Source organism: Vibrio comitans (assembly GCA_024346835.1).
In the GTDB taxonomy this organism is placed as follows: domain Bacteria; phylum Pseudomonadota; class Gammaproteobacteria; order Enterobacterales; family Vibrionaceae; genus Vibrio; species Vibrio comitans.
The window spans coordinates 117,382-142,162 of sequence record AP024866.1 but is presented as its reverse complement, the minus strand read 5'-3'; the positions used below and the strand labels follow the sequence as shown (position 1 = coordinate 142,162).

Genomic DNA, 24,781 nt, shown 5'->3' with positions numbered 1-24,781 from the left:
GTCGAGATTATATAGGATCATGCAACAGGATGCGACCATACCGGGAAGCTTGCTTTTGTATCAACAAGCGCGGTTTTGTGCGAAGAAGTGCGGATATGTGCTAAGATTGCCCGCAATATAGACGCACACCTATGTGATGAATAAAGGTATTTTAATGATTTACAGCATGACCGCTTACGCGCGCAAAGAAGTTAAAGGCGACTGGGGCAACGCAGTATGGGAAATTCGCTCAGTTAACCAACGTTACCTAGAAACCTATTTCCGCTTGCCTGAACAGTTCCGTGGCTTAGAGCCAATCCTTCGCGAGCGTTTTCGTAAGCGCTTAGCACGCGGTAAAGTAGAATGTCACCTACGCTTTGAAGCAAACCCAAGTGCTAAGGGTGAGCTAACCATCAACGAAGACCTAGCAAAGCAGGTTATCAACGCGGCAAACCAAGTAATGGCAATGACAGGCGAAACCAGCCGCATTAACCCATTCCAAGTAATGCAGTGGCAGGGTGTGATGGAAACACCTGAGCAAGACATGGACACAGTAAACAAAGACCTACTGGCTGGCTTTGAGGGTGCAATTGCTGACTTCATCGAAGCACGTGCAAGTGAAGGCGAAAACATGAAGGCTCTGATCGATCAGCGTCTAGAAGCGATCACAGCAGAAGTGGTTCGTGTACGTGCGCGCATGCCAGAAATTCTACAGTGGCAACGTGACCGCCTACTAAGCAAGTTTGAAGAAGCGTCTATCGAGCTAGATTCATCTCGCGTAGAGCAAGAGCTTATTGTATTGGCTCAAAAATCTGACGTTGCAGAAGAACTAGACCGCCTAGACTCTCACGTAAAAGAAACCACCAGCATAATGAAAAAAGGTGGTGCTGTTGGCCGCCGTCTAGACTTCATGATGCAAGAGTTCAACCGTGAGTCGAACACCCTAGCCTCTAAATCTATCAGCACAGACATCACCGCTTCTGGTGTTGAACTTAAAGTTCTGATTGAGCAAATGCGCGAGCAGATTCAGAATATTGAGTAGTCGACTTTAAGTCACTCAATATCTTTAAGGCCCATTTATGGGCCTTTTTTATGCGAGATAATACAACTCATTGTTGCTAATGATTCTTCGTTCGAACAACGAATAAAAGCGTATATATTCCAACACCAGCTATAACCAGATAGCGAAATAGATAGTTATAAAAATTAATCTCGACACCGGTTCTAGTTGTCTGAGGTTGCCCAAAGTCATTCGCAAGAAGATCTATCGCCACATAGGATGACCACGCCACAAGTAGAATGACAAAAGCTCTATAAAAAAATGCAGTTTTAGGGCGTAAATAGATTTTTTTTATTTTCAACAGTCAGGTTCCTTATCAGGATGTGAGATAACCCTCCATTAAATACAAATTTGGCAAATTCGCGATTCCTTCAAACCAATTGACAACACAAACACCAACAACAGACTAAACCGTTTTTTCATACTCGACCTAAGACGCTAAAGCGATTTGCTTGTTAGTGTATGAATCACGGGATATTTGCAGGTTTGATTCGTTTGGAGCTAGGTTCCAGATTCTCTCCGTTAGCCACATTGAATCTTACAGGCTATCGTTCTGAATATTATTCGCAGTTGTGATCTGGCGTTTTTCCGTGCTATCCTTCGCAACCATTTTTCTAGGGTTATCGAGATGTTAACTCTAGTGCTATCTTTATTGATGCTTATTCAATAACACTGTTCATCACTATTTCGGAGCTCTACGAATGGGAAAAGGCACCCTATATATCGTTTCTGCACCTAGCGGAGCGGGCAAATCTAGCCTGATATCAGCTATGCTGGAAAAAAACCCGGTGTACGCAATGAAGGTTTCTGTTTCTCACACCACGCGCGGAGCTCGCCCTGGTGAAGAAGATGGTGTTCACTATCATTTTGTTGAGCGCAATGAATTTGAAACATTGATAGAGCAAGGTGTCTTTTTAGAACACGCTGAAGTATTTGGTAACTACTACGGTACGTCTCGTGTTTGGATTGAAGAGAACCTAGAAAGAGGCATTGATGTGTTCTTGGATATTGACTGGCAGGGTGCTCGTCAGATTCGCTCACAGATGCCACACGCGAAAAGCGTCTTTATTCTTCCACCATCGAATGGTGAGCTTGAGCGCCGCCTAAATGTGCGCGGTCAAGACAGTTCAGAAATTATCGCTAAGCGAATGAGTGAGGCGAAATCGGAAATGTCACACTATGATGAATATGACTACATCATAGTTAATGACGATTTCGACGCTGCTTTGATGGATTTTAGAGCCATTCTGCGTGCAGAACGCCTTAAACAAGACAAACAAACAGCAAAATACAGTGGAATGCTATCAGCTTTACTAGCAGAGTAATCTAGAAAGCTGTATAATTTCCCGTCATTTAAAATAGTAATTTAGTAATTGGAGTCCTCATGGCACGCGTAACTGTACAAGATGCTGTTGAAAAAGTTGGTAACCGTTTCGACCTTGTTCTAATTTCTGCTCGTCGCGCACGTCAAATGCAAACTGGCGGTAAAGATGCACTTGTGCCAGAAGAGAACGATAAGCAAACAGTAATCGCTCTTCGCGAAATCGAAGAAGGTTTGATTACTAAGGAAATCTTGGACGCTAAAGATCGTCAAGAACAACAAGAGCAGGAAGCAGCAGAATTAGCAGCAGTAAGCAGCATCGCTCACACTCGCTAATCTGCACAACACCTCGTAACCTTTTGGGCCCGTAATTTGTATCTATTTGATAGCCTTAAAGATGTTGCCAAAGAATATTTAACAGAGCCTCAAGTTGAGGCTCTACGTCATTCTTATTCGGTAGCAAAAGAAGCACACGAAGGGCAAACGCGCTCTAGTGGCGAACCTTACATTATCCACCCAGTGGCCGTTGCAAGAATCCTTGCAGAAATGCGCCTCGATCTTGAAACCCTCCAAGCAGCACTTCTTCATGATGTTATTGAAGATACCGAAGTCACCAAAGAAGAATTAGAAGATCTATTTGGTACCGCGGTAGCTGAACTCGTTGATGGTGTTTCGAAACTCGACAAGCTAAAATTCCGAGACCGTAAAGAAGCTCAAGCGGAAAACTTCCGTAAGATGGTTCTAGCTATGGTTCAGGATATTCGCGTTATCTTGATTAAGCTTTCTGACCGCACGCACAACATGCGTACGCTTGGCGCGCTTCGCCCAGATAAACGTCGTCGCATTGCTCGTGAAACTCTAGAGATCTACTCACCACTGGCTCATAGATTGGGTATCCACAACATCAAGACTGAGCTTGAAGAGCTTGGCTTTGAGGCGCTCTATCCAAACCGTTATCGCGTTTTGAAAGAAGTGGTGAAAACCGCTCGTGGTAACCGTAAGGAAATGATCCAACGCATTCACTCTGAAATCGAGGGACGCTTGGATGAGTGCGGTATCCAATTTAAGGTCTTAGGTCGCGAGAAGAACCTTTACTCTATCTACAACAAGATGAAGACCAAGGAACAGCGTTTCCATACCATTATGGATATTTACGCGTTCCGAGTGATTGTTGATAGTGCCGACACCTGCTACCGAGTACTAGGCCAAGCACACAGCTTGTATAAGCCTCGTCCTGGCCGAATGAAAGACTACATTGCGGTACCAAAAGCCAACGGCTATCAATCGCTACACACCTCAATGGTTGGTCCTCACGGTGTTCCTGTTGAAGTACAGATTCGTACTGAAGACATGGATCAAATGGCGGACAAGGGTGTTGCCGCACACTGGTCATACAAAAATAATGGCCAACGCTCTGGTACTACTGCTCAAATTAAAGCTCAGCGCTGGATGCAGAGTCTACTTGAACTTCAGCAAAGCGCCGGTAACTCTTTTGAGTTCATCGAGAACGTTAAGTCTGACCTGTTCCCAGATGAAATCTACGTGTTCACACCTAAAGGTCGCATCGTAGAGCTTCCTGTAGGCGCGACTGCTGTCGACTTTGCTTATGCCGTGCATACCGATGTAGGAAATACCTGTGTGGGTGCGCGCGTTGACAGAAATCCATACCCTCTGAGTAAATCCCTGAAGAACGGTCAAACGATCGAAATCATCAGTGCACCTGGGGCAAGACCTAACGCGGCTTGGCTTAACTATGTAGTAACTTCTCGTGCTCGCACTAAGATCCGTCAGGTTCTTAAAACCATGCGCCGTGAAGAGTCTATTGCACTGGGCCGTCGCTTGTTGAATCACGCTTTAGGTCGCCACTCTATCGATACTATCTACCCTGAGAATATCGCTCAGGTGCTTAGTGACCTCAAACTAGAGTCAGTGGACGATATGCTAGCGGCTATCGGTCTAGGCGAACTGATGAGTATCATCATTGCACGCAGACTGTTAGGTGATGCTGATTTGCTTACCGAGACTAGTTCTGTAGAGCCACGCTCAGATAAGAAACTTTCTATCAAGGGCGCAGACGGAATTCTTCTGACTTATGCTAACTGTTGTCACCCAATTCCTGGTGACCATATCTTGGCACACGTATCCCCGGGTAGAGGCTTGGTTATCCATAGAGAAACCTGTCCAAATATCCGTGGTTATCAGAAAGAACCTGATAAGTACATGGCAGTTGAATGGTCAGAGAACCACGAGCAAGAGTTCATTACCGAGCTACAGATTGATATGCAAAACAGCCAAGGTGCACTTGCAGAGTTAACCAATGTTATCTCTCGCACTGGGTCGAACATCCATGGTATTTCTACTGAAGAAAAAGATGGCCGTTTGTACACAGTGACCGTTGCCTTAACTACTAAGGACAGGGTTCACCTTGCTGGCATCATGAAGAAAATTCGAGTGATGCCACATGCGCTTAAAGTTCGTCGTCGTCGTAGGTAAAAATGAGTCCAGAACGTTATCAAAAAATTGTTTCCGTTCTTAAAGCTCGACAGCCGGATTTAACCCTCTGCTTAGAGGAAGTGCACAAACCCAACAACGTATCTGCAGTGATAAGAACTGCAGATGCGGTTGGGTTGCATAAGATACATGCTGTTTGGCCCAACGAAAAAATGCGTACCTTGAGCCACACTTCCGCCGGTGCCCGCAACTGGGTGGAAGTAGAGACGCACGACACCACAGAACAAGCTTACCAAACGCTAAAAGCACAAGGGATGCAAATCCTTGTGACTAACCTGTCAGATACCGCTGTCGATTTCCGAGAAGTCGATTACACCAAACCGACTGCTATCGTCCTCGGTGGCGAAAAAGACGGAACCAGTAAAATGGCTGTAGAGATGGCCGACCAAGACATCATTGTTCCTATGGTAGGAATGGTGCAGTCCCTGAATGTTTCAGTGGCAAGCGCATTGATCTTATTCGAGGCTCAGCGTCAGCGCCAAAACAAAGATATGTACAACAACCCACCCCAACCACTCTCCGACAGCATTATTCATAGGACACTGTTTGAACGCGGTCATCCTGTGCTAGCCAAGGTCGCAAAAAGGAAAGGTCTACCTTATCCTGAGCTTGATGATGCAGGGCAAATTGTCGCTGACTCAAATTGGTGGGCAGAGATGCAGCGTCGATAGTTCAGCGGTGTAGCTTGGCTACATCCATCCTCTCTCTGCAAACGACACTACTTCGCCATCCCCGACGACAAAATGATCCAGTATTTGAATATCCACCAGCGCAAGTGCATCGATTAAACGACGCGTTATGCGTTTATCGGCCTGACTAGGCTCAGCAACACCCGAAGGATGATTGTGTGCGAGAATCAAAGCACAGGCATTGTGTTGCAGTGAGCGTTTAACCACCTCTCTAGGGTAAACGTTCGCCGCATCTATAGTACCTTCAAACAGGCTTTCATGATTAATGATTCGATGCTGATTATCGAGGAACAACACATAAAAAACCTCACGTTGTTTATCGCGCAATAAACTCAGCAAAAACAGCTTTGTCTGTTGGGGGCTAGTCAGTGCGTCACCCTTTTCTAGAGTCTCGGCCAGATAGCGCTGGGTCATTTCAATAAAGGCCTGCAATTGCACATATTTGGCCTGCCCTAGTCCTCTGTGCTGGCAAAACTTATCTTGAGGTGCGGTTAATATGTGCCGTAATGAACCAAAGGACTTTAACAAGTGATCGGCCAGTTCTAAGACATTCATCCCCGGGCATCCAGTTCGCAAGAAAATAGCCAGCAATTCAGCATCTGTTAACGAGCTCGGACCATGGTTGATTAGCTTTTCTCGAGGAAGCGACTCTTTAGGCAGTGCTTTTAATGTCATCTCATCCCCTTGCTGATCATGGTTAGCGTTGAAGTATTGATGCAAAATCGCCATACCGAGAGTGAGGCAAAACAAAAATTGCATCCAAATCGCAAGCAATCAGTCGACTTGTCAAACTCTAACTCCAGCCCAATATATGGTATGGTTACCTTATTAATTTAATTGAGAAAATGAGCATGCAACCTCTTGAAGGGAAAAAAATAGTTCTCGGTATCAGCGGTGGTATCGCAGCCTACAAATGTGCTGAATTGACTCGACGCTTGTCTGAACGAGGCGCTCAGGTCAAAGTTGTCATGACCAAAGCAGCCAAAGAATTTATCACACCATTGACCATGCAAGCCGTCTCGGGGCAGCCTGTATCTGAAAGCTTATTAGACCCAGCTGCAGAAGCGTCTATGGGGCATATCGAAATTGCAAAATGGGCCGATTTGGTACTACTTGCTCCTGCAACCGCAGACCTTATTGCACGTATGGCTGCTGGTATGGGTAATGACCTACTGACAACAGTGGTGTTAGCCACTGATGCGCCAGTTGCTGTTGCTCCAGCGATGAATCAGCAGATGTACAAGAACGTTGCGACGCAAGAGAATATCGCCACACTACAACGCCGAGGAATGACCATCTGGGGTCCAGCTTCTGGCGAACAAGCCTGTGGGGATATTGGTGCAGGTCGAATGTTAGAGCCAATGCAGTTGGTTGAGCGATGCATTGCTCAATTTCAGCCTAAACTATTGCAAGGTAAGAAGATTGCAATTACCGCTGGACCAACTCAAGAGGCCATTGATCCTGTGCGATTTATCTCTAATCACAGCTCAGGAAAGATGGGTTATGCATTGGCAGAGCAAGCAGCCAGATTAGGTGCAGAGGTGACGCTAATCAGTGGCCCTGTAAATCTAGCGACACCCGCTAATGTAACGCGCGTTAATGTATTGAGCGCAGAAGAAATGCATCACGCTGCTATGGAACAAGCTCCTCTGAGCGATGTGTTTATCGGTTGTGCTGCGGTGGCAGATTATCGACCTGCTGAGATCGCCGACCAGAAGATGAAAAAAGTCGATGGCAGTGATGAGCTTGTCGTTCGTATGGTGAAGAATCCCGATATTATTGCGGGTGTTGCTAGCCTTAAGCAAAACAGACCATTCACCGTAGGTTTTGCCGCTGAAACGCAAGATGTTGAGAAATATGCAATGGATAAGCTATCGAGAAAGAACCTCGACCTCATCTGTGCCAATGATGTTTCTCAAGCAGGTATCGGCTTCAACTCAAACGACAATGCGTTGAATTTATACTGGCCAAACGGCCAAAAGAATTTCCCTCTAGCGAGCAAACAAGCATTAGCTCAAAGCATACTAGAGCAGATTAACGAACTTACTCAATAAGCATCAAGCAATGAAAAAAATCGATTTAAAGATCCTAGACTCTCGTATTGGCAAGCAATTCCCATTACCTCAATACGCTACTGAAGGCTCAGCAGGTTTAGACCTTCGCGCCTGCCTAGATGAGGCTTTAATTGTCACCCCAGGCCAAACCCACCTTGTGCCGACTGGACTAGCGATTCATATAGGCGACCCAAGCCTAGCGGCGACTATTCTGCCTCGTTCAGGTCTTGGACATAAACACGGCATAGTATTGGGCAACCTCGTTGGCTTAATTGATTCAGACTACCAAGGGCAATTGATGGTCTCTGTTTGGAACCGTGGACAAGATACCTTTACCATAGAACCAGGGGATCGCATCGCTCAGTTAGTTTTTGTTCCTGTGGTACAGGCCGAGTTTAACTTGGTTGAAGACTTTGATGCCTCTAATAGAGGTGAAGGTGGCTTTGGTCATTCTGGTAAAAACTAACACCCTAACGTAATTACTACAGTCAAAGAATAGACAGAAAAAGGACGTGATTAATGACAGGCAAACGTAGTTCAAATCGTCGCGACGAGATTTTACAAGCACTTGCTTTGATGTTGGAATCCAGCGATGGTACTTCCAGAATTACTACTGCTAAATTAGCGCAACAAGTGGGCGTATCAGAGGCAGCTCTCTATCGACACTTCCCAAGTAAAGCTCGCATGTTTGAAGGGTTAATCGAGTTTATAGAACAATCAGTTTTAGCTCGTATTAACCAGATCATGGACCAAGAAAAGGACACCATGAATCGATTGCATGAAGTGCTGCGATTCATTCTTCTTTTTGCCGAGCATAACAAGGGTCTCTCTCGCATCCTTTCCGGTCATGCGCTAATGTTTGAAAATGAAAGACTTAGAGAACGCATCAACCAGCTTTTTGGTAAAATCGAAAGCCAACTTAAGCAAATTCTAAGAGAAAGAATGCTGCGCGAAGGCAAAGGCTTTGCTGTGGATGAGAAAGTCCTAGCTGCTATCGTGCTCAGTTACGTTGAGGGTCGCTTAAATCGCTTTGTACGCAGTGACTTTGAAATTAAACCATCCGCTGATTTTGACGAGTATTGGACACTGTTAAGTCAGCAACTAGCTTAATATCCTGGAAGAGGATCATGAATAAATACGCTCCGCCTAAGTTTTCATTCAAATTGCTCCACCCTAAATACTGGGGTGTTTGGATTAGTTTTGGTGTTTTAGCCCTACTTGTAAATCTGCTTCCTTATGCCGTTCTTTATAAATTGGGACGCGCGTTTGGTAAATACTCAAGCAAACTGGCAAAAAGCCGAGTTAAGGTTGCAAGGCGTAATATTGAACTCGCCTTTCCAGACAAAACGGCTGAAGATGTTGAGCGTATTGTAGAAGAGAATATAAAGAATACTGGGCTCGCCTTTATTGAAATGGGCATAACTTGGTTCTGGCCAACTTGGCGACTCAAGCGCCGCATACGCACGGTTAACTTGCAGCAAGCAATTGATTTTGAAGATGAAGGGCGTGGTGTACTGCTGTGTCACCCGCATACTTTAAACCTAGAAATCAGTGCCCGCGCTTTTGCTGTATTAGGCTATCCAGGTAGCGGCGTATATCGTCCAAATAACAATCCCGCCTATGACTTTATCCAATATTGGGGAAGGACTCACAACGGCAATACCCTAGTCGACCGCAAGAATGTAAAAGAGATGATTCGTGTACTAAAGCGTGGCGAACGTCTATTTTACTTAGGCGATCATGACTATGGTCGAAATAAGTCTGTATTCGTCCCCTTCTTTGCTGTAAAAGACGCTTGTACAACGACTGGAGCCAATATGCTATTCAGTCTAACCAATTGCGCCATGATCCCTGTAACAGGCTTTAGAGACGACAAGGGGCACTATGAATTGAACCTTGCAGATTCAATTCATGAAGGTTTCCCCAAGAAAGATCTTGAAGCGGGTGCTACGTTAATGAATCAAGCTTACGAGCAAGTCATCTTACGTCAAGTTGATCAATGGATGTGGGTACACAAGCGTTACAAGACAATGAAAGATGAAAGCCTACCGAAAGGCTATCGATACAAGAAATAACACAAGCTCAATGTATTAATCGTATTTAAGAGCTGCACAATCACTGGTAGTGAGCACATTAGGCTTCACTTACAATGCCTCGCTATTAGTGATGATTCATACTACTCCATTTGAATTTGCCCATAATTCCGTGGCTTATTGGATCGGTAAATCTAGTAACTAACAAATCAGCTTTAAAGGAATTTATGAGTAAATACGACGGTCCCACCTTTAGCATCGCGCTTCTGCACCCTAAATACTGGGGTGTATGGTTTGGGTTTGGGCTTTTAGCTCTGCTGGTTAATGTTCTTCCTTTTCGTGCCCAGTTGTTATTAGGCCGAAGCTTAGGAAGAATGGCGATGCCGTTTGCAAAGAGTCGAGTAAAAGTAGCTCATAGAAACCTTGAGCTAGCTTTTCCTACTATGCCTCAGGACGAGATACAGCGCACTGTAATCGAGAACTTCAAGAACACAGGCTTCGCTCTGTTTGAAACAGGCATCACTTGGTTTTGGCCTACGTGGAGGCTGAAGCGCCATCTTAAGGTGCATAATGCAGAGCCAATCAAAGCTTTTGCCGCACAGAAGAGAGGTGTGTTAGTTTGCCACCCTCATGCCCTCAACCTTGAAGTGAGTGCGCGTGCCTTTGCCGTTTTAGGGTACCCTGGCCACGGCGTCTACCGCCCACATTCAAATCCTGCGTACGATTTTATTCAGTACTGGGGCCGCACACACAATGGCAATAAGGTTATCGACCGTAAAAACCTCAAAGAGATGATCCGTACTCTGAAAAGCGGTGAGCGCCTTTTCTATTTGGGAGACCACGATTACGGCCCGAATAAGTCAGTATTTGTGCCCTTCTTTGCCATTGAAGATGCTTGCACAGTAACCGGAGCCAATATCCTGGTGAAAATGACCGACTGCGCCATTATTCCCATGACGGGCTTTCGTGACACTGATGGGAAATGGGAGCTGTACTTCGATAACCCGATTCATGAGAACTTCCCGAAAGACGATCTCGAAGCGGGTGCAACCTACATGAACCGAGCTCTAGAAAAAGCGATTCTCCGAAAGCTTGATCAATGGATGTGGCTGCACAAACGCTACAAGACAATGAAAGATAAAAGCTTGCCTAAAGGCTGTCGTTATCAAAACTAAACACCACCAGCCCTAGATGCAAAAAGCCCCTCAGTTGAGGGGCTTTTTAGTTATTTGTGGTATGGCTTGGATAGCTCATGCACTGCTTCAACAAACACACCTGCGTTTTCAGGTGGTACGTCTAGGTGAATACCATGACCCAAGTTAAACACATGGCCTGTACCTCCTTCACCAAAGCCTTCAAGAATTGTCCCAACTTCTTGGCGGATGCGCTCTGGTTGTGCATAGAGCATTGATGGATCCATGTTGCCTTGCAGAGCAACCTTGTCACCAATACGCTTCTTTGCATCGGCAATATTAATGGTCCAATCAAGACCAACAGCATCACAGCCAGTTGCAGCAATAGACTCTAACCACATGCCACCATTCTTAGTGAATAAGGTCACTGGCACACGACGGCCCTCATTTTCACGAATCAAACCATCCACAATCTTGTGCATGTAACGCAATGAGAACTCGTTGTAGTCGCGAGGGGTCAATACGCCACCCCAAGTATCAAAGACCATCACAGACTGCGCTCCAGCCTTGATTTGAGCGTTTAAGTACTCAATCACGCTATCTGCTAACTTATCTAACAGTAGATGCAATGTCGCAGGCTCTGCGTACATCATCTTTTTGATCTTAGTGAATGCTTTAGAGCTTCCGCCTTCGACCATGTAAGTCGCCAATGTCCAAGGGCTTCCAGAGAAACCAATCAGAGGCACTTCACCTTGTAGATCTTTACGAATCTGACGAACCGCATTCATTACATACTGCAATTCACCTTCAGGATCAGGCAGACCGATCTTCTCTACATCTGCTTTGCAGGTGATCGGACGCTCAAACTTAGGCCCCTCGCCTGCTTCAAAGTACAAACCTAGCCCCATAGCATCTGGGATGGTAAGGATGTCAGAGAATAGAATCGCGGCATCTAAAGGAAAACGACGCAGCGGTTGTAAAGTCACTTCAGAAGCAAGTTCAGCATTTTTGCACAGGGACATAAAGTCTCCGGCAACAGACCTTGTTGCACGGTATTCTGGCAGGTAGCGACCTGCTTGACGCATCATCCATACAGGCGTGTAATCAACAGGTTGCTTCAATAAAGCACGCAGGTAGCGATCATTTTTTAATTCAGTCATTTTCTAGGTCTTAGTCCCTTACTACGAAAGCGCTATCTTAACACTTTTTACTTATTGGCAATATTTGAGGATTGAGCGGTTGATCATGTTCTGCACACTTAGACAAAGGAAATCCTTTGCTCAGTTTGCAACCACATGTTAATAATTTGTTCTCTAGCGAAGAATACAACAATCTAGAATAAGAGCAGCGCTTGCTCATAACAGTTTACCGTTGCCCTCCACTTGTGGAGGGTATTTTTTTGCCTACTGTTCTGAGGATATAGAATCTACGGTTGATTGAATCAAAGCCCTCGCGATGGTTCCTTCTGGAGCCACTTCAGGTAATGCATCGATGTTAAACCACTTTGCATCACTTAATTCTGTGTAATCAGGCTTAATATCGCCCTCTTTATAATCGGCTAAAAAACCCATCATCATACTACTTGGGAACGCCCACGGCTGACTTCCAAAGTAGCGGATGTTTTGCACATCAATACCCGTCTCTTCTTTTACTTCTCGCGCGACACACTGCTCTAATGTTTCACCAACCTCAAGGAATCCGGCAATAACGGTATACATATTTCCTTTATGCCTTGGATGCTGTGCGAGAAGTATCTGCGATTCTTTGCGAACAGCTACAATAATGCACGGAAAAATACGCGGATAATGCAAAGTTCGGCATTGCTGACACTGCATGGCCAGTTGGTTGTGATTGAGGCTGTTTCTCCCCCCACACTGGCCGCAGAAACGCATCGTTTGCGTCATATGGCCATATTGTACCGCTTTGCTTACCAGCAAGAATAAGTCGTCTGCTAGATGTAACAGCTCGCGCAAAGAGACCATAGATAACGAGGCTTCAACATCTGAATCATTCAACCAGTACACTGGATGTCCTTCATAGCGTCCAATTTCAATGGCACTCTCAGTTGGCAATGAAAACCCTTGGCCTACATCATCAGCTCTGCCAAAAGGCAGTTGGTCATCTTTCAACCATACATCGCTACCATTGACCACTAACCAATAGCCAACCGCTTGATGTTTACTTTTTTTTAACATCCCGTTATCTCTTTGCTTGCAGTTCTACCATTTTACTGGCAATCTAAATCTATACCAGTCGTATAGACGAATTGATTCAAAGCTATTGGTATAACACACAATTTTGCTATTAATATGGAACCCTCTCGTTGTGTTCGAGAGCTTTACCTGACCGGTAAAGGATCATGAGGACATGGTCATGCTAAAGAAATTCAAACAAGTACAACAAGAATGGGGTGGCTCTAGTGAAGTCATTGACCATTGGCTAGAGACGCGCCAAGCATTGCTTGTCGAATATGTAAAACTAGCAGCATTGCAACCTTCTTCATCTCCATCCAACGTCATCACGCTGCCCACTAAAGATGAGCTTCAAAATTTCTCTCAACATCTTGTAGATTATATTTCTGAAGGTCACTTTAAGATCTATGACATGGTAATGGATAAGTGGAACTCCACGGGTTTTCAAACCACAGAAGAGATCAGCCAAACTTACGCGAAGATTGTGCTCACAACTGAACCGCTTCTCAGCTTTACTGATAAATATGCAGAAATTGGTGAAGACGAGGAACTCGAATCATTTGAAAGCGACATGTCTAAAGTCGGAGAAGTCCTAGAGCTTCGCTTTGAAGTAGAAGATAAGCTAATTCAATTGATTGCCGATAGCTTAGCAATGCCTCCTGGCGCTTAGCTAACTGCGCTCTGTATATTACCTAGGGAGCCTCGACAGCTTTCTAGGTTTTCTCGATTAAAATATTCTCACAAGTGACTGGCTTTCTGAAAAATTCGTAATCTACAGATATTAAAAAAGGCACCCTAGGGTGCCTTTTTGCTATCAGCTATACAGCTCGATTACTCGTCAGAGAAACCTGCGTTTAGAAGTGCAGCCAAGTTGTCCGTTGCTTGTTCAGCAGATGGACCAGCTTGCTCTTCACGGCTAGCTTGACGGTTTTGGTGGTAAGCGAAACCTGTACCCGCTGGGATCAGACGACCCACGATTACGTTTTCTTTCAGACCACGAAGCTCATCACGCTTACCAGAAACAGCAGCTTCTGTTAGTACGCGAGTTGTCTCCTGGAACGATGCCGCAGAGATGAACGACTCAGTTGCTAGAGATGCTTTAGTGATACCTAGTAGCTCACGCTCAAAGCCTGCTGGCTCTTTACCTTCTGCTTCTAGTGCACGGTTAGCAATCTTAACTTGTGAGTATTCCACTTGCTCGCCAGGTAGGAACTCAGAGTCACCAGCGTGTGTAATAGTACACTTACGTAGCATTTGACGAACGATAGTCTCAATGTGCTTATCGTTAATCTTAACGCCCTGTAGTCGGTAAACTTCTTGTACTTCGTTAGCGATGTACTGAGTCATAGCATGGATGCCACGTAGACGTAGGATATCATGCGGAGTCTCAGGACCGTCGGCGATTACATCACCGCGCTCAACCTTCTCACCTTCGAATACGTTCAGCTGGCGATGCTTAGGAATCATCTCTTCGTAAGCGTCTCCGCCTTCACGAGTGATTACTAGACGACGCTTACCTTTCGTTTCTTTACCGAACGACACAGTACCTGTGTGCTCAGCAAGGATCGCAGGCTCTTTAGGCTTACGAGCTTCAAACAAGTCAGCAACGCGTGGTAGACCACCGGTGATATCTTTGTTTCCGCCAGATTTCTGAGGGATACGTGCAAGAGTGTCACCAACGCCTACTTCAGCGCCATCTTCGATGTTTACAATCGCTTTACCAGGTAGGAAGTATTGAGCTGGCATATCAGTACCAGGGATCATTACATCGTTACCTTTCGCATCAACAAGTTTGATAGCTGGACGCATGTCTTTACCAGCAGCAGGACGTGCTGCAGGGTCAGTTACTTCGCTTGAAGATAGACCTGTAAGGTCATCTGTTTGACGAGAAACTGTTACGCCATCAATCATGTCAACGTACTGGATGCTACCTGCCACTTCAGTGATGATTGGCAGTGTGTGCGCTTCCCAGTTTGCAATTACAAAGCCAGAATCTAGCTTCGCTGATTCAAGATCGCTTTCTTTAATGTTAAGAACTGTACCGTAAGGAAGTTTGTGCTTCTCTTTTGTACGACCCAACTCATCAACGATGGTTAGTTCAGACGCACGAGAAGTGATTACAAGCTTGCCTTCTTTGTTCACAACGTACTTAGCATTGTGAAGGAAAGGTGTACCGTCGTTCTTAGTCTGGATGCTGTTTTCAGCAGCCGCTGTCGATGCCGCACCACCGATGTGGAACGTACGCATGGTAAGCTGTGTACCTGGTTCACCGATAGACTGAGCAGCGATAACACCTACTGCTTCACCTTGGTTCACTAGGTGACCACGTGCTAGGTCACGACCGTAACACAGTGCACAACAACCGAAGTCTGCATCACAGGTAACTACTGAGCGCACTTTCATGCTGTCTACAGAGTTTTCTTCCATGATCTGACACCACTTCTCATCAATTAGAGTATTACGTGGGATCAGTACTTCTTCAGTACCAGGCTTAATAACATCTTCAGCTACAACACGACCTAGAGCTAGCTCAGAAAGTGCAACTTTAACGTCACCACCTTCGATATGAGGCATCATTTCAACGCCTTCATGAGTGCCACAGTCATGTTCGTGAACTACTACGTCCTGAGCAACGTCTACTAGACGACGCGTTAGGTAACCAGAGTTCGCTGTTTTCAGTGCTGTATCCGCAAGACCCTTACGAGCACCGTGCGTTGAGATAAAGTACTGAAGTACGTTTAGACCTTCTTTAAAGTTCGCTGTGATTGGCGTCTCGATGATTGAACCATCTGGACGTGCCATCAGACCACGCATACCAGCAAGCTGACGAATCTGAGCAGCAGAACCACGAGCACCGGAGTCAGCCATCATGTAGATGCTGTTAAACGACTCTTGTTGTTCTTCTTCACCGTCACGGTTAACCACAGTTTCAGAAGATAGGTTATCCATCATCGCTTTCGCAACGCGGTCGTTCGTAGACGCCCAGATATCGATAACTTTGTTGTAACGCTCACCCGCTGTTACCAGACCTGATTGGTACTGGTCTTGGATTTCACGTACTTCTTCTTCAGCTGATTCGATCTCATCGTACTTAGCTTGAGGAACAACCATATCGTCGATACCAACAGATACGCCAGATAGTGCCGCGTAAGCAAAACCTGTGTACATGATTTGGTCAGCGAAGATAACAGTGTCTTTAAGACCAAGCTTACGGTAAGCCTCATCTAGAAGCTTAGAAATCTGCTTCTTGCCTAGCTTCTGGTTTACTAGTTCAAACGGTAGGCCCGATGGAACGATCTGCCATAGCATTGCACGACCGACAGTAGTGTCTACCATCTTAGTTTCTGTCGTGCTATTACCGTCTTCATCTTTGATGGTTTCAGTAATACGAACTTTTACACGTGCGTGAAGTTCAGCGCTCTTAGTGCGGTATGCCTTCTCAGCCTCTTCTGGGCCAGCAAGGTACATGCCTTCACCTTTCACGTTGATCTTGTCACGAGTCATGTAGTAAAGACCCAATACAACGTCCTGAGAAGGTACGATGATAGGATCACCTGACGCTGGCGACAGAATGTTGTTTGTCGACATCATCAGTGTACGTGCTTCAAGCTGAGCTTCCAGAGTTAGAGGTACGTGTACCGCCATCTGGTCACCATCGAAGTCGGCGTTGTACGCTGCACACACAAGTGGGTGTAGCTGAATCGCTTTACCTTCGATTAGTACTGGTTCGAACGCTTGGATACCTAGACGGTGAAGTGTAGGTGCACGGTTCAATAGTACTGGGTGTTCGCGAATAACTTCGTCTAGGATATCCCAAACTACCGCTTCTTCACGCTCTACCATTTTCTTAGCCGCTTTGATCGTTGTCGCTAGACCACGAAGCTCAAGCTTGCTGTAGATGAATGGCTTGAATAGCTCAAGTGCCATCTTCTTAGGAAGACCACACTGGTGCAGACGAAGGTATGGACCTACTGTGATTACAGAACGGCCAGAGTAGTCTACACGCTTACCAAGAAGGTTCTGACGGAAACGACCTTGTTTACCCTTGATCATATCAGCAAGAGATTTCAGAGGACGCTTGTTAGAGCCTGTAATGGCACGACCGCGACGACCGTTATCTAGAAGCGCATCAACAGACTCTTGCAGCATACGTTTTTCGTTACGTACGATGATGTCCGGAGCAGATAGCTCTAGTAGACGCTTCAAACGGTTGTTACGGTTGATAACACGACGGTATAGGTCGTTCAGATCAGAAGTCGCAAAGCGACCGCCATCTAGTGGTACTAGAGGACGTAGATCTGGCGGAAGAACTGGAAGTACAGTCAGAATCATCCACTCAGGGTTGTTACCTGATGCTACGAATGCTTCAACCAACTTCAAGCGCTTAGTAACTTTCTTACGCTTAGTTTCAGAATTAGTTGTTTCTAACTCTTCGCGCATTAGTTCAGCTTCTTGCACAAGATCCATGGTAGAAAGCAGATCTTTGATCGCTTCTGCACCCATCTTAGCAGTGAACTCGTCACCCCACTCTTCTAGTTTGTCTAGATACTCTTCTTCAGTAAGCATCTGACCTTTTTCTAGATCAGTCATACCCGCTTCTGTTACTACGTACATTTCGAAGTAAAGAACGCGTTCGATATCACGCAGTGGGATATCCATTAGTAGACCGATACGAGACGGTAGTGATTTTAGGAACCAAATGTGCGCTACAGGCGACGCTAGCTCGATGTGGCCCATGCGGTCACGGCGAACTTTAGTTTGTGTAACTTCTACGCCACACTTCTCACAGATAACTCCGCGGTGCTTCAGACGCTTGTATTTGCCACATAGACATTCGTAATCTTTAACTGGGCCAAAGATACGTGCACAGAACAGACCATCGCGCTCAGGCTTGAACGTACGATAGTTGATTGTCTCAGGCTTTTTAACTTCACCAAAAGACCATGAACGAATCATGTCTGGTGAAGATAGACCGATTTTGATTGCATCAAATTCTTCAGTCTTATGCTGTGCTTTTAGAAAGTTTAATAAGTCTTTCACGATCAGCTCCTGTAAGGAGTTAAAAGGAGCTCACCTGCCGGTGAGCACCTTCTTACCAATAACCACATTTCTTTAAAAGAAAGGGATTACTCTTCGTCTTCTAGCTCGATGTTGATACCTAGCGAGCGAATCTCTTTCAACAATACGTTGAACGATTCAGGCATGCCTGGTTCCATCGCGTGGTTGCCATCTACGATGTTCTTATACATCTTAGTACGGCCATTCACGTCATCCGACTTAACGGTTAGCATTTCTTGAAGGGTGTAAGCAGCACCGTATGCTTCTAGTGCCCATACTTCCATCTCACCGAAACGCTGACCACCGAACTGAGCTTTACCACCAAGTGGCTGCTGAGTTACTAGGCTGTAAGAGCCCGTCGAACGTGCGTGCATCTTGTCATCAACAAGGTGGTTCAGTTTCAGCATGTACATGTAACCTACAGTTACAGGGCGCTCAAACGAATCACCAGTACGACCATCAAACAGAGTTAGCTGACCAGATTCTGGTAGGTCACCCAGTTTAAGTAGATCTTTGATGTTTCTCTCAGATGCACCGTCAAATACTGGAGTCGCGATTGGTAGACCGCCACGTAGGTTCTTGATAAGCGTGCGAACTTGATCGTCCGATAGCTCAGCAATATCTACATCTTGACGAGTGCCACCTAGATCATAAACCTTCTGCAAGAACTCACGGAACTTAGCAAGCTCCTGTTGTTCTTTAACCATCTGGTTGATCTTGTCGCCGATACCTTTCGCAGCTAGACCCAAGTGTACTTCTAGGATCTGACCGATGTTCATACGCGAAGGTACACCCAGTGGGTTAAGAACGATATCGACCGGTTGACCTTTCTCATCGTAAGGCATGTCTTCAACAGGGTTAATCTTAGAGATAACACCCTTGTTACCGTGACGACCCGCCATCTTATCACCAGGCTGGATACGACGTTTAACCGCTAGGTAAACCTTAACAATCTTAAGAACGCCAGGTGCTAGGTCATCGCCTTGAGTGATCTTACGACGCTTAGTTTCAAACTTCTTATCGAAGTCAGCTTTAAGCTCGTCGTTCTGCTCTGCAAGTTGCTCAAGTTGAGATTGCAGTGCGTCATCTTCAAGAGTCTGCTCTAACCACTGTTTGCGGTTAATGCTGTCAAGTTTCGCTTCCGAGTAACCACCAGCGATCAATACAGCGCGAACACGGTTAAGAAGGCCACCCTCAAGAATCTGGAATTCTTCAGTAAGGTCTTTCTTCGCTTCTTTCAGCTGCATTTGCTCAATTTCTAGAGCACGCTTGTCTTTCTCAACGCCGTCACGTGTAAACACTTGAACGTCGATGATGGTACCTGAAACAGAGTTAGGTACACGTAGTGAAGTATCTTTAACGTCAGATGCTTTTTCACCGAAGATTGCACGTAGCAGTTTTTCTTCAGGAGTTAGCTGAGTTTCGCCTTTCGGAGTTACCTTACCAACTAGGATGTCGCCACCCTTAACTTCAGCACCAATGTAAACGATACCTGACTCATCTAGTTTAGATAGAGCAGCCTCACCTACGTTTGGAATATCAGCAGTGATCTCTTCAGAGCCAAGCTTAGTATCACGAGCCACACAAGATAGTTCTTGGATGTGGATAGTAGTAAAGCGATCTTCTTGTACTACACGCTCAGAAACTAGGATTGAATCCTCAAAGTTGTAACCGTTCCAAGGCATAAATGCGATACGCATGTTCTGACCAAGAGCCAGTTCACCAAGGTCGGTAGAAGGACCATCTGCTAGAACGTCACCTTTTGCTACTGGTTCGCCAGGTAGCACGGTAGGACGTTGGTTAATACAAGTGTTCTGGTTAGAACGCGTGTATTTAGTTAGGTTGTAAATGTCGATACCGGCTTCGCCTGGTACCAATTCATTTTCGTTAACCTTAACTACGATGCGAGATGCGTCTACAGACTGAACCATACCGCCGCGCTTAGCTACTGCAGTAACACCAGAGTCAACCGCAATGTTGCGCTCAACACCAGTACCTACTAGTGGCTTATCAGCACGTAGCGTTGGAACTGCCTGACGTTGCATGTTTGCACCCATCAATGCACGGTTTGCATCATCGTGCTCTAGGAATGGGATCAAAGATGCAGCGATAGATACTACCTGGTTCGTAGCAACGTCCATATAACTCACGTTTTCACGTGGGTGCAGACCTGATTCACCCTTCAAGCGGGCAGTGATCAGTTCGTCTGTAAAGGTGTTGCTTTCAGTCAGTACTGTGTTCGCCTGAGCGATAACGTATTGACCTTCTTCGATAGCAGATAGGTAATCAACGTCTTCAGTTACTACACCATCAACAACACGACGGTATGGAGTTTCTAGGAAACCATACTCATTACAACGTGCGTAAGCAGATAGTGAGTTAATTAGACCGATGTTTGGACCTTCAGGAGTTTCGATCGGACATAGACGACCGTAGTGCGTAACGTGAACGTCACGAACCTCAAAGCCAGCACGCTCACGAGTTAGACCACCAGGACCTAACGCAGAGATACGACGTTTGTGAGTAACTTCTGAAAGCGGGTTGTTCTGATCCATAAACTGAGACAACTGAGAAGAGCCAAAGAACTCTTTCACTGCCGCAGAAATTGGCTTAGCGTTGATCAGGTCTTGAGGCATGATTGCATCAAGATCACCAAGGCTCAAACGCTCTTTAACAGCACGCTCAACACGAACTAGACCAACACGGAATTGGTTTTCAGCCATTTCGCCCACAGAACGAATACGACGGTTACCAAGGTGGTCGATATCATCAACTTCGCCTTTACCATTACGAATAGAGATGAGTTTCTTCATCACTTCAATGATATCAGTTTCGTCAAGAATACCTTGCTCACCTGCGTCTTCACGCATGATAGAGCTGTTGAACTTCATACGGCCTACAGTTGATAGGTCGTAGCGCTCTTCAGAGAAGAACAAGCTTTCGAATAGAGCTTCAGCAGCTTCTTTCGTTGGCGGCTCACCAGGACGCATCATGCGGTAGATTTCTACCAATGCAGAGATACGGTCTGTAGTGCTGTCGCTGCGAAGCGTGTCTGACATGAATGGACCGTGATCTAGGTCATTCGTGAACAGAACTTCTAGCTTAGTGTGACCTGCTTGCGCAAGGTTAGCTAGGCTTTCTAGGCTGAACTCTTGGTTCGCGCCAACAACGATTTCGCCAGTGCTCTCGTCAATGTAATCTTTTGAAGCCACTTTGCCTACGATGTAGTCAACTGGTACTTCAATGAACTCAACGCCATCTTTTTCAAGAGAGCGGATATGACGAGCTGTAACACGGCGGCCAGCTTCAACGTAAGTTTTGCCGTTTGCTTCAACATCAAATGAAGCAGTTTCGCCACGCAGACGCTCAGGAACCAACTCCATCATTAGAGTTTGGTTTTGAACTTCAAAGCGTACTTTTTCGAAGAACAGATCTAGGATCTCTTCAGTCGATTTACCCAATGCACGTAGGATAATAGACGCTGGAAGCTTACGACGACGGTCGATACGAACGAACAAGTTATCCTTAGGATCGAACTCAAAGTCTAACCATGAGCCACGGTAAGGAATAACACGTGCGTTATATAAAACTTTACCAGAAGAGTGGGTCTTACCCTTATCGCTGTCGAAGAATACACCTGGGCTTCTGTGCAGCTGGGATACGATAACCCTCTCGGTACCATTGATCACGAAGGTACCATTGTCTGTCATGAGTGGAATTTCACCCATGTAGACTTCTTGTTCTTTAATATCTTTTACAGTACCAGCTGGTGCATCTTTATCGAATACAACTAGACGCAGTTTAACGCGCAGCGGTTTTGAATAAGTGACACCGCGGATTTGACATTCTTTAACATCAAATACTGGTTCACCAAGACGGTAGCTAACGTATTGCAGCTCAGAATTGCCGTTGTAGCTCTGAATTGGAAAAACAGAACGAAAAGCAGCTTCTAGACCGTATTGTCCTTCAGGATCCTGCTCGATAAATTTATCGAAAGAATCAAGCTGGATCGATAGCAGGTACGGGACGTCCAAAACTTGTGGACGAGTACCAAAATCCTTACGGATGCGCTTTTTCTCGGTATAAGAGTAAACCATGGGGTTCCTCAGCTCGCTGATAAGTGACCCAACTGTCTAATATTCGCTCAAAAATAAAAGACAGAGACTAACAACTGTTTAATATACAAACACTTCGACAAAATAATCGAAGTGTTATGCGCGGATACAGGTAGCTAAACAGAGAAAAAACACCCGTGCCCTACAGCGCAAAAAGGCCGGTGGTTAATAAACCACCAGCCATTAGCCATTCGGCTAAGAAATTAAGTAATAATTACTTAACTTCAACAGAAGCACCAGCTTCTTCTAGAGTAGCTTTAAGAGCTTCTGCTTCTTCTTTAGAAACAGCTTCTTTAAGCGGTGCTGGAGCACCATCAACTAGAGCTTTAGCTTCTTTAAGGCCTAGACCTGTAGCGCCACGTACTGCTTTGATAACAGATACTTTGTTACCGCCGATAGCAGTAAGAACTACGTCAAATTCAGTTTGCTCTTCAGCAGCGTCGCCGCCAGCTGCGCCGCCAGCAACTACTGCAGCTGCAGCAGATACGCCGAATTTTTCTTCCATAGCTTCGATAAGCTCAACAACTTGCATTACAGACATTTCTGCAACTGCGTCTAGGATTTGCTCGTTAGTAATAGACATAACAATTCTCTTTTAAGTCAACAATAAGTTTATTTTGCAACCAGTAAAAAGCAAGGCTTAAGCCGCTGCTTCTTCTTTTTGATCGCGTAGTGCAGCGATAGTACGTACCAGCTTGCCTGCAGAAGCTTCTTTCATGCACATCATTAGGCGTGCGATAGCTTCGTCGTAAGTTGGTAGTGTCGCTAGTACGTCTGCGTCAGTAACCGCGCCTTCAAATGCAGCAGCTTTGATCTCGAAATCTTTGTTCTCTTTAGCGAAGTCTTTGAAAAGACGCGCTGCGGCACCTGGGTGCTCGTTAGAGAATGCAACTAGAGTAGGACCAGTGAAAGTGTCAGTTAGACACTCATACTCAGTACCTTCTACTGCACGGCGTGCTAGTGTGTTACGCACAACTCTCATGTAAACGCCAGCTTCACGAGCTTGTTTACGTAGAGAAGTCATTGCGCCAACAGGAACGCCACGAGAATCAGCTACAACTGCAGAAAGTGCACCACTGGCAGCTTCGTTGACTTCAGCAACAATTGCTTTTTTGTCTTGAAGGTTTAAAGCCATTTTGGATTTACTCCTGGTTGTCGTTACACCACTCACCAAAATTGGTGAGAGTAAAAACGGTGCAGTCCCAGAAGAAAGGCAATCTTTTGCAAGTTTGGCTTTCTGTCAGTTCGGGCACCATCTACGTAGGTTTACTATTAAGTTACATAGCTAAAAATAACTTGTAACACCTACGGTCTTGGACGGAGACTCACTCTTACATCGAGATGTTTGAGTCAGCCCCAACCACAAATATTAGGCGCGAAATTATACACCAATTCCGCGCCTAAGCAAGTATTAGCTTGCTTGAGTGTTCAGGCTAGCCTGATCAACAGCAACACCAGCACCCATAGTAGTAGAGATGCTTACTTTCTTCAGGAAAGTACCTTTCGCTGAAGACGGCTTAGCTTTCTTAAGAGCAACTAGAAGTGACTCTAGGTTCTCTTGAAGCTGTGCAGCTTCGAAAGATGCTTTACCGATAGTAGTGTGGATGATGCCGTTTTTGTCGTTACGGTAACGAACCTGACCAGCTTTAGCGTTCTTAACCGCTTGAGCAACGTTAGGAGTTACAGTACCAACTTTAGGGTTTGGCATTAGACCACGTGGACCTAGGATAGTACCTAGTTGACCAACTACGCGCATTGCATCTGGAGAAGCAACAACTACGTCGAAGTTCATTTCGCCCTTTTTAACTTGCTCAGCTAGGTCTTCCATACCAACGATGTCAGCACCAGCTTCTTTAGCAGCTTCTGCGTTTGCACCTTGAGTGAACACAGCAACGCGAATTTCACGACCAGTACCGTGAGGTAGTACAGTTGCACCACGTACGTTCTGATCTGATTTACGAGCGTCAATGCCAAGGTTAACAGCAACGTCAACACTTTCATTGAATTTAGCAGTTGCTAGTTCTTTTAGAAGAGCAACAGCTTCGTTGATTTCGTACTCTTTAGTTACGTCAACTTTTTCGCGAATAACGCGCATACGCTTAGTAAGTTTTGCCATCTTATTAACCCTCTACCACTAGGCCCATTGAACGAGCAGTACCCGCGATAGTACGCTTCATCGCTTCGATGTCAGCGCCAGTCATGTCTGCAGCTTTAGTTTCTGCGATCTCTTGAACTTGAGCGTCAGTTACAGTACCAACTTTCTCAGTGTTCGGACGACCAGAACCAGACTTAATGCCAGCTGCTTTAAGCAGAAGAACTGCAGCAGGTGGAGTCTTAGTTTCGAACGTGAAAGAACGGTCGTTGTATACAGAGATAACAACTGGGATTGGTAGACCTTTCTCAACAGATTCTGTTTTTGCGTTGAACGCTTTACAGAATTCCATGATGTTCACACCGTGTTGACCTAGAGCAGGACCAACCGGTGGCGACGGGTTCGCCATACCTGCTGCAACTTGCAGTTTGATATAAGCTTCAACTTTCTTAGCCATGATATTTCCTAATTTTGGGTAGTAACGCTGCCTTACGGCCAGCTCCCCGTAGTTTTTAAAAACGCTTTACTTCACGTAAGGAAGTAA

Annotated in this window: 20 protein-coding genes; 11 read left to right on the top strand and 9 right to left on the bottom strand. The window is 45.6% G+C overall.

Translation table 11 applies throughout. From position 1 onward, the window contains the following. Nucleotides 1-154 precede the first annotated feature (154 nt). The 5 genes from OCU46_RS00695 (at nucleotide 155) to trmH (ending at nucleotide 5,542) form a co-directional block, all read left to right on the top strand. Nucleotides 155-1,021, top strand: a complete 867-nt coding sequence (locus OCU46_RS00695) for a YicC/YloC family endoribonuclease (RefSeq protein WP_017027283.1) — start codon at nucleotides 155-157, stop codon at nucleotides 1,019-1,021. 719 nt (nucleotides 1,022-1,740) lie between these two features. Further along, nucleotides 1,741-2,364, top strand: a complete 624-nt coding sequence (gene gmk, locus OCU46_RS00690) for a guanylate kinase (protein WP_141272681.1) — start codon at nucleotides 1,741-1,743, stop codon at nucleotides 2,362-2,364. Between the two features lie 59 nt (nucleotides 2,365-2,423). Continuing rightward, the gene (rpoZ, locus tag OCU46_RS00685) at nucleotides 2,424-2,696 is read left to right on the top strand and encodes a DNA-directed RNA polymerase subunit omega (protein ID WP_017027279.1); all 273 of its coding nucleotides are present in this window, start codon (nucleotides 2,424-2,426) and stop codon (nucleotides 2,694-2,696) included. 36 nt (nucleotides 2,697-2,732) lie between these two features. Further along, the gene (spoT, locus tag OCU46_RS00680) at nucleotides 2,733-4,853 is read left to right on the top strand and encodes a bifunctional GTP diphosphokinase/guanosine-3',5'-bis pyrophosphate 3'-pyrophosphohydrolase (protein WP_141272679.1); all 2,121 of its coding nucleotides are present in this window, start codon (nucleotides 2,733-2,735) and stop codon (nucleotides 4,851-4,853) included. A gap of 2 nt (nucleotides 4,854-4,855) precedes the next feature. Further along, a complete protein-coding gene (gene trmH / locus OCU46_RS00675) occupies nucleotides 4,856-5,542 on the top strand; it encodes a tRNA (guanosine(18)-2'-O)-methyltransferase TrmH (protein ID WP_141272677.1) in 687 nt (228 codons plus the stop codon). Nucleotides 5,543-5,560: 18 nt separating this feature from the next. Here trmH and radC read toward each other — a convergent pair whose 3' ends face one another. Beyond that, nucleotides 5,561-6,235, bottom strand: a complete 675-nt coding sequence (gene radC, locus OCU46_RS00670; RefSeq protein WP_141272811.1) for a RadC family protein — start codon at nucleotides 6,233-6,235, stop codon at nucleotides 5,561-5,563. Nucleotides 6,236-6,411: 176 nt separating this feature from the next. Between radC and coaBC the strand changes: the two genes are divergently transcribed. From coaBC to lpxL (OCU46_RS00645), 5 genes are all read left to right on the top strand, one after another. Further along, a complete protein-coding gene (gene coaBC / locus OCU46_RS00665) occupies nucleotides 6,412-7,614 on the top strand; it encodes a bifunctional phosphopantothenoylcysteine decarboxylase/phosphopantothenate--cysteine ligase CoaBC (protein WP_141272809.1) in 1,203 nt (400 codons plus the stop codon). A gap of 10 nt (nucleotides 7,615-7,624) precedes the next feature. Next, entirely contained in the window at nucleotides 7,625-8,080 is a 456-nt protein-coding gene (dut, locus tag OCU46_RS00660; RefSeq protein ID WP_141272676.1) for a dUTP diphosphatase, read from the top strand. A gap of 53 nt (nucleotides 8,081-8,133) precedes the next feature. Beyond that, a complete protein-coding gene (gene slmA, locus OCU46_RS00655; RefSeq protein ID WP_141272674.1) occupies nucleotides 8,134-8,724 on the top strand; it encodes a nucleoid occlusion factor SlmA in 591 nt (196 codons plus the stop codon). Nucleotides 8,725-8,741: 17 nt separating this feature from the next. After that, nucleotides 8,742-9,689: an LpxL/LpxP family Kdo(2)-lipid IV(A) lauroyl/palmitoleoyl acyltransferase gene (lpxL, locus tag OCU46_RS00650; protein WP_141272672.1), complete on the top strand. Its 948-nt coding sequence runs from the start codon at nucleotides 8,742-8,744 to the stop codon at nucleotides 9,687-9,689. 185 nt (nucleotides 9,690-9,874) lie between these two features. Continuing rightward, nucleotides 9,875-10,822 (top strand): LpxL/LpxP family Kdo(2)-lipid IV(A) lauroyl/palmitoleoyl acyltransferase, encoded by a 948-nt coding sequence (lpxL, locus tag OCU46_RS00645; RefSeq protein WP_141272670.1) that lies wholly within the window; start codon nucleotides 9,875-9,877, stop codon nucleotides 10,820-10,822. Nucleotides 10,823-10,872: 50 nt separating this feature from the next. Here the strand turns inward: lpxL (OCU46_RS00645) and hemE are convergent, their stop codons facing one another. Together hemE and nudC are read right to left on the bottom strand one after the other, a co-directional pair. Then, nucleotides 10,873-11,940 carry a uroporphyrinogen decarboxylase gene (hemE, locus tag OCU46_RS00640; protein ID WP_141272668.1) on the bottom strand — a complete coding sequence of 356 codons (1,068 nt, stop codon included), beginning with the start codon at nucleotides 11,938-11,940 and terminating at the stop codon, nucleotides 10,873-10,875. Between the two features lie 243 nt (nucleotides 11,941-12,183). Beyond that, the gene (gene nudC / locus OCU46_RS00635) at nucleotides 12,184-12,975 is read right to left on the bottom strand and encodes an NAD(+) diphosphatase (RefSeq protein ID WP_141272666.1); all 792 of its coding nucleotides are present in this window, start codon (nucleotides 12,973-12,975) and stop codon (nucleotides 12,184-12,186) included. A 172-nt stretch (nucleotides 12,976-13,147) separates the two neighbouring features. Between nudC and rsd the strand changes: the two genes are divergently transcribed. Further along, entirely contained in the window at nucleotides 13,148-13,642 is a 495-nt protein-coding gene (gene rsd, locus OCU46_RS00630) for a sigma D regulator (RefSeq protein WP_141272664.1), read from the top strand. A 161-nt stretch (nucleotides 13,643-13,803) separates the two neighbouring features. On the opposite strand, the gene rpoC is transcribed toward rsd, so the two are convergent. The 6 genes from rpoC to rplK form a co-directional block, all read right to left on the bottom strand. Then, nucleotides 13,804-18,012, bottom strand: a complete 4,209-nt coding sequence (rpoC, locus tag OCU46_RS00625; RefSeq protein ID WP_141272662.1) for a DNA-directed RNA polymerase subunit beta' — start codon at nucleotides 18,010-18,012, stop codon at nucleotides 13,804-13,806. An 86-nt stretch (nucleotides 18,013-18,098) separates the two neighbouring features. Further along, nucleotides 18,099-22,127 carry a DNA-directed RNA polymerase subunit beta gene (gene rpoB, locus OCU46_RS00620; protein WP_141272660.1) on the bottom strand — a complete coding sequence of 1,343 codons (4,029 nt, stop codon included), beginning with the start codon at nucleotides 22,125-22,127 and terminating at the stop codon, nucleotides 18,099-18,101. Between the two features lie 232 nt (nucleotides 22,128-22,359). Further along, nucleotides 22,360-22,728 carry a 50S ribosomal protein L7/L12 gene (gene rplL, locus OCU46_RS00615; RefSeq protein ID WP_119009355.1) on the bottom strand — a complete coding sequence of 123 codons (369 nt, stop codon included), beginning with the start codon at nucleotides 22,726-22,728 and terminating at the stop codon, nucleotides 22,360-22,362. Between the two features lie 57 nt (nucleotides 22,729-22,785). Next, the gene (gene rplJ, locus OCU46_RS00610; RefSeq protein ID WP_017026987.1) at nucleotides 22,786-23,280 is read right to left on the bottom strand and encodes a 50S ribosomal protein L10; all 495 of its coding nucleotides are present in this window, start codon (nucleotides 23,278-23,280) and stop codon (nucleotides 22,786-22,788) included. 276 nt (nucleotides 23,281-23,556) lie between these two features. Continuing rightward, complete coding sequence (rplA, locus tag OCU46_RS00605) at nucleotides 23,557-24,261, bottom strand: 50S ribosomal protein L1 (RefSeq protein ID WP_119009357.1); 705 nt, start codon at nucleotides 24,259-24,261, stop codon at nucleotides 23,557-23,559. A 4-nt stretch (nucleotides 24,262-24,265) separates the two neighbouring features. After that, nucleotides 24,266-24,694 (bottom strand): 50S ribosomal protein L11, encoded by a 429-nt coding sequence (rplK, locus tag OCU46_RS00600; protein WP_141272658.1) that lies wholly within the window; start codon nucleotides 24,692-24,694, stop codon nucleotides 24,266-24,268. Nucleotides 24,695-24,781: the final 87 nt, after the last annotated feature.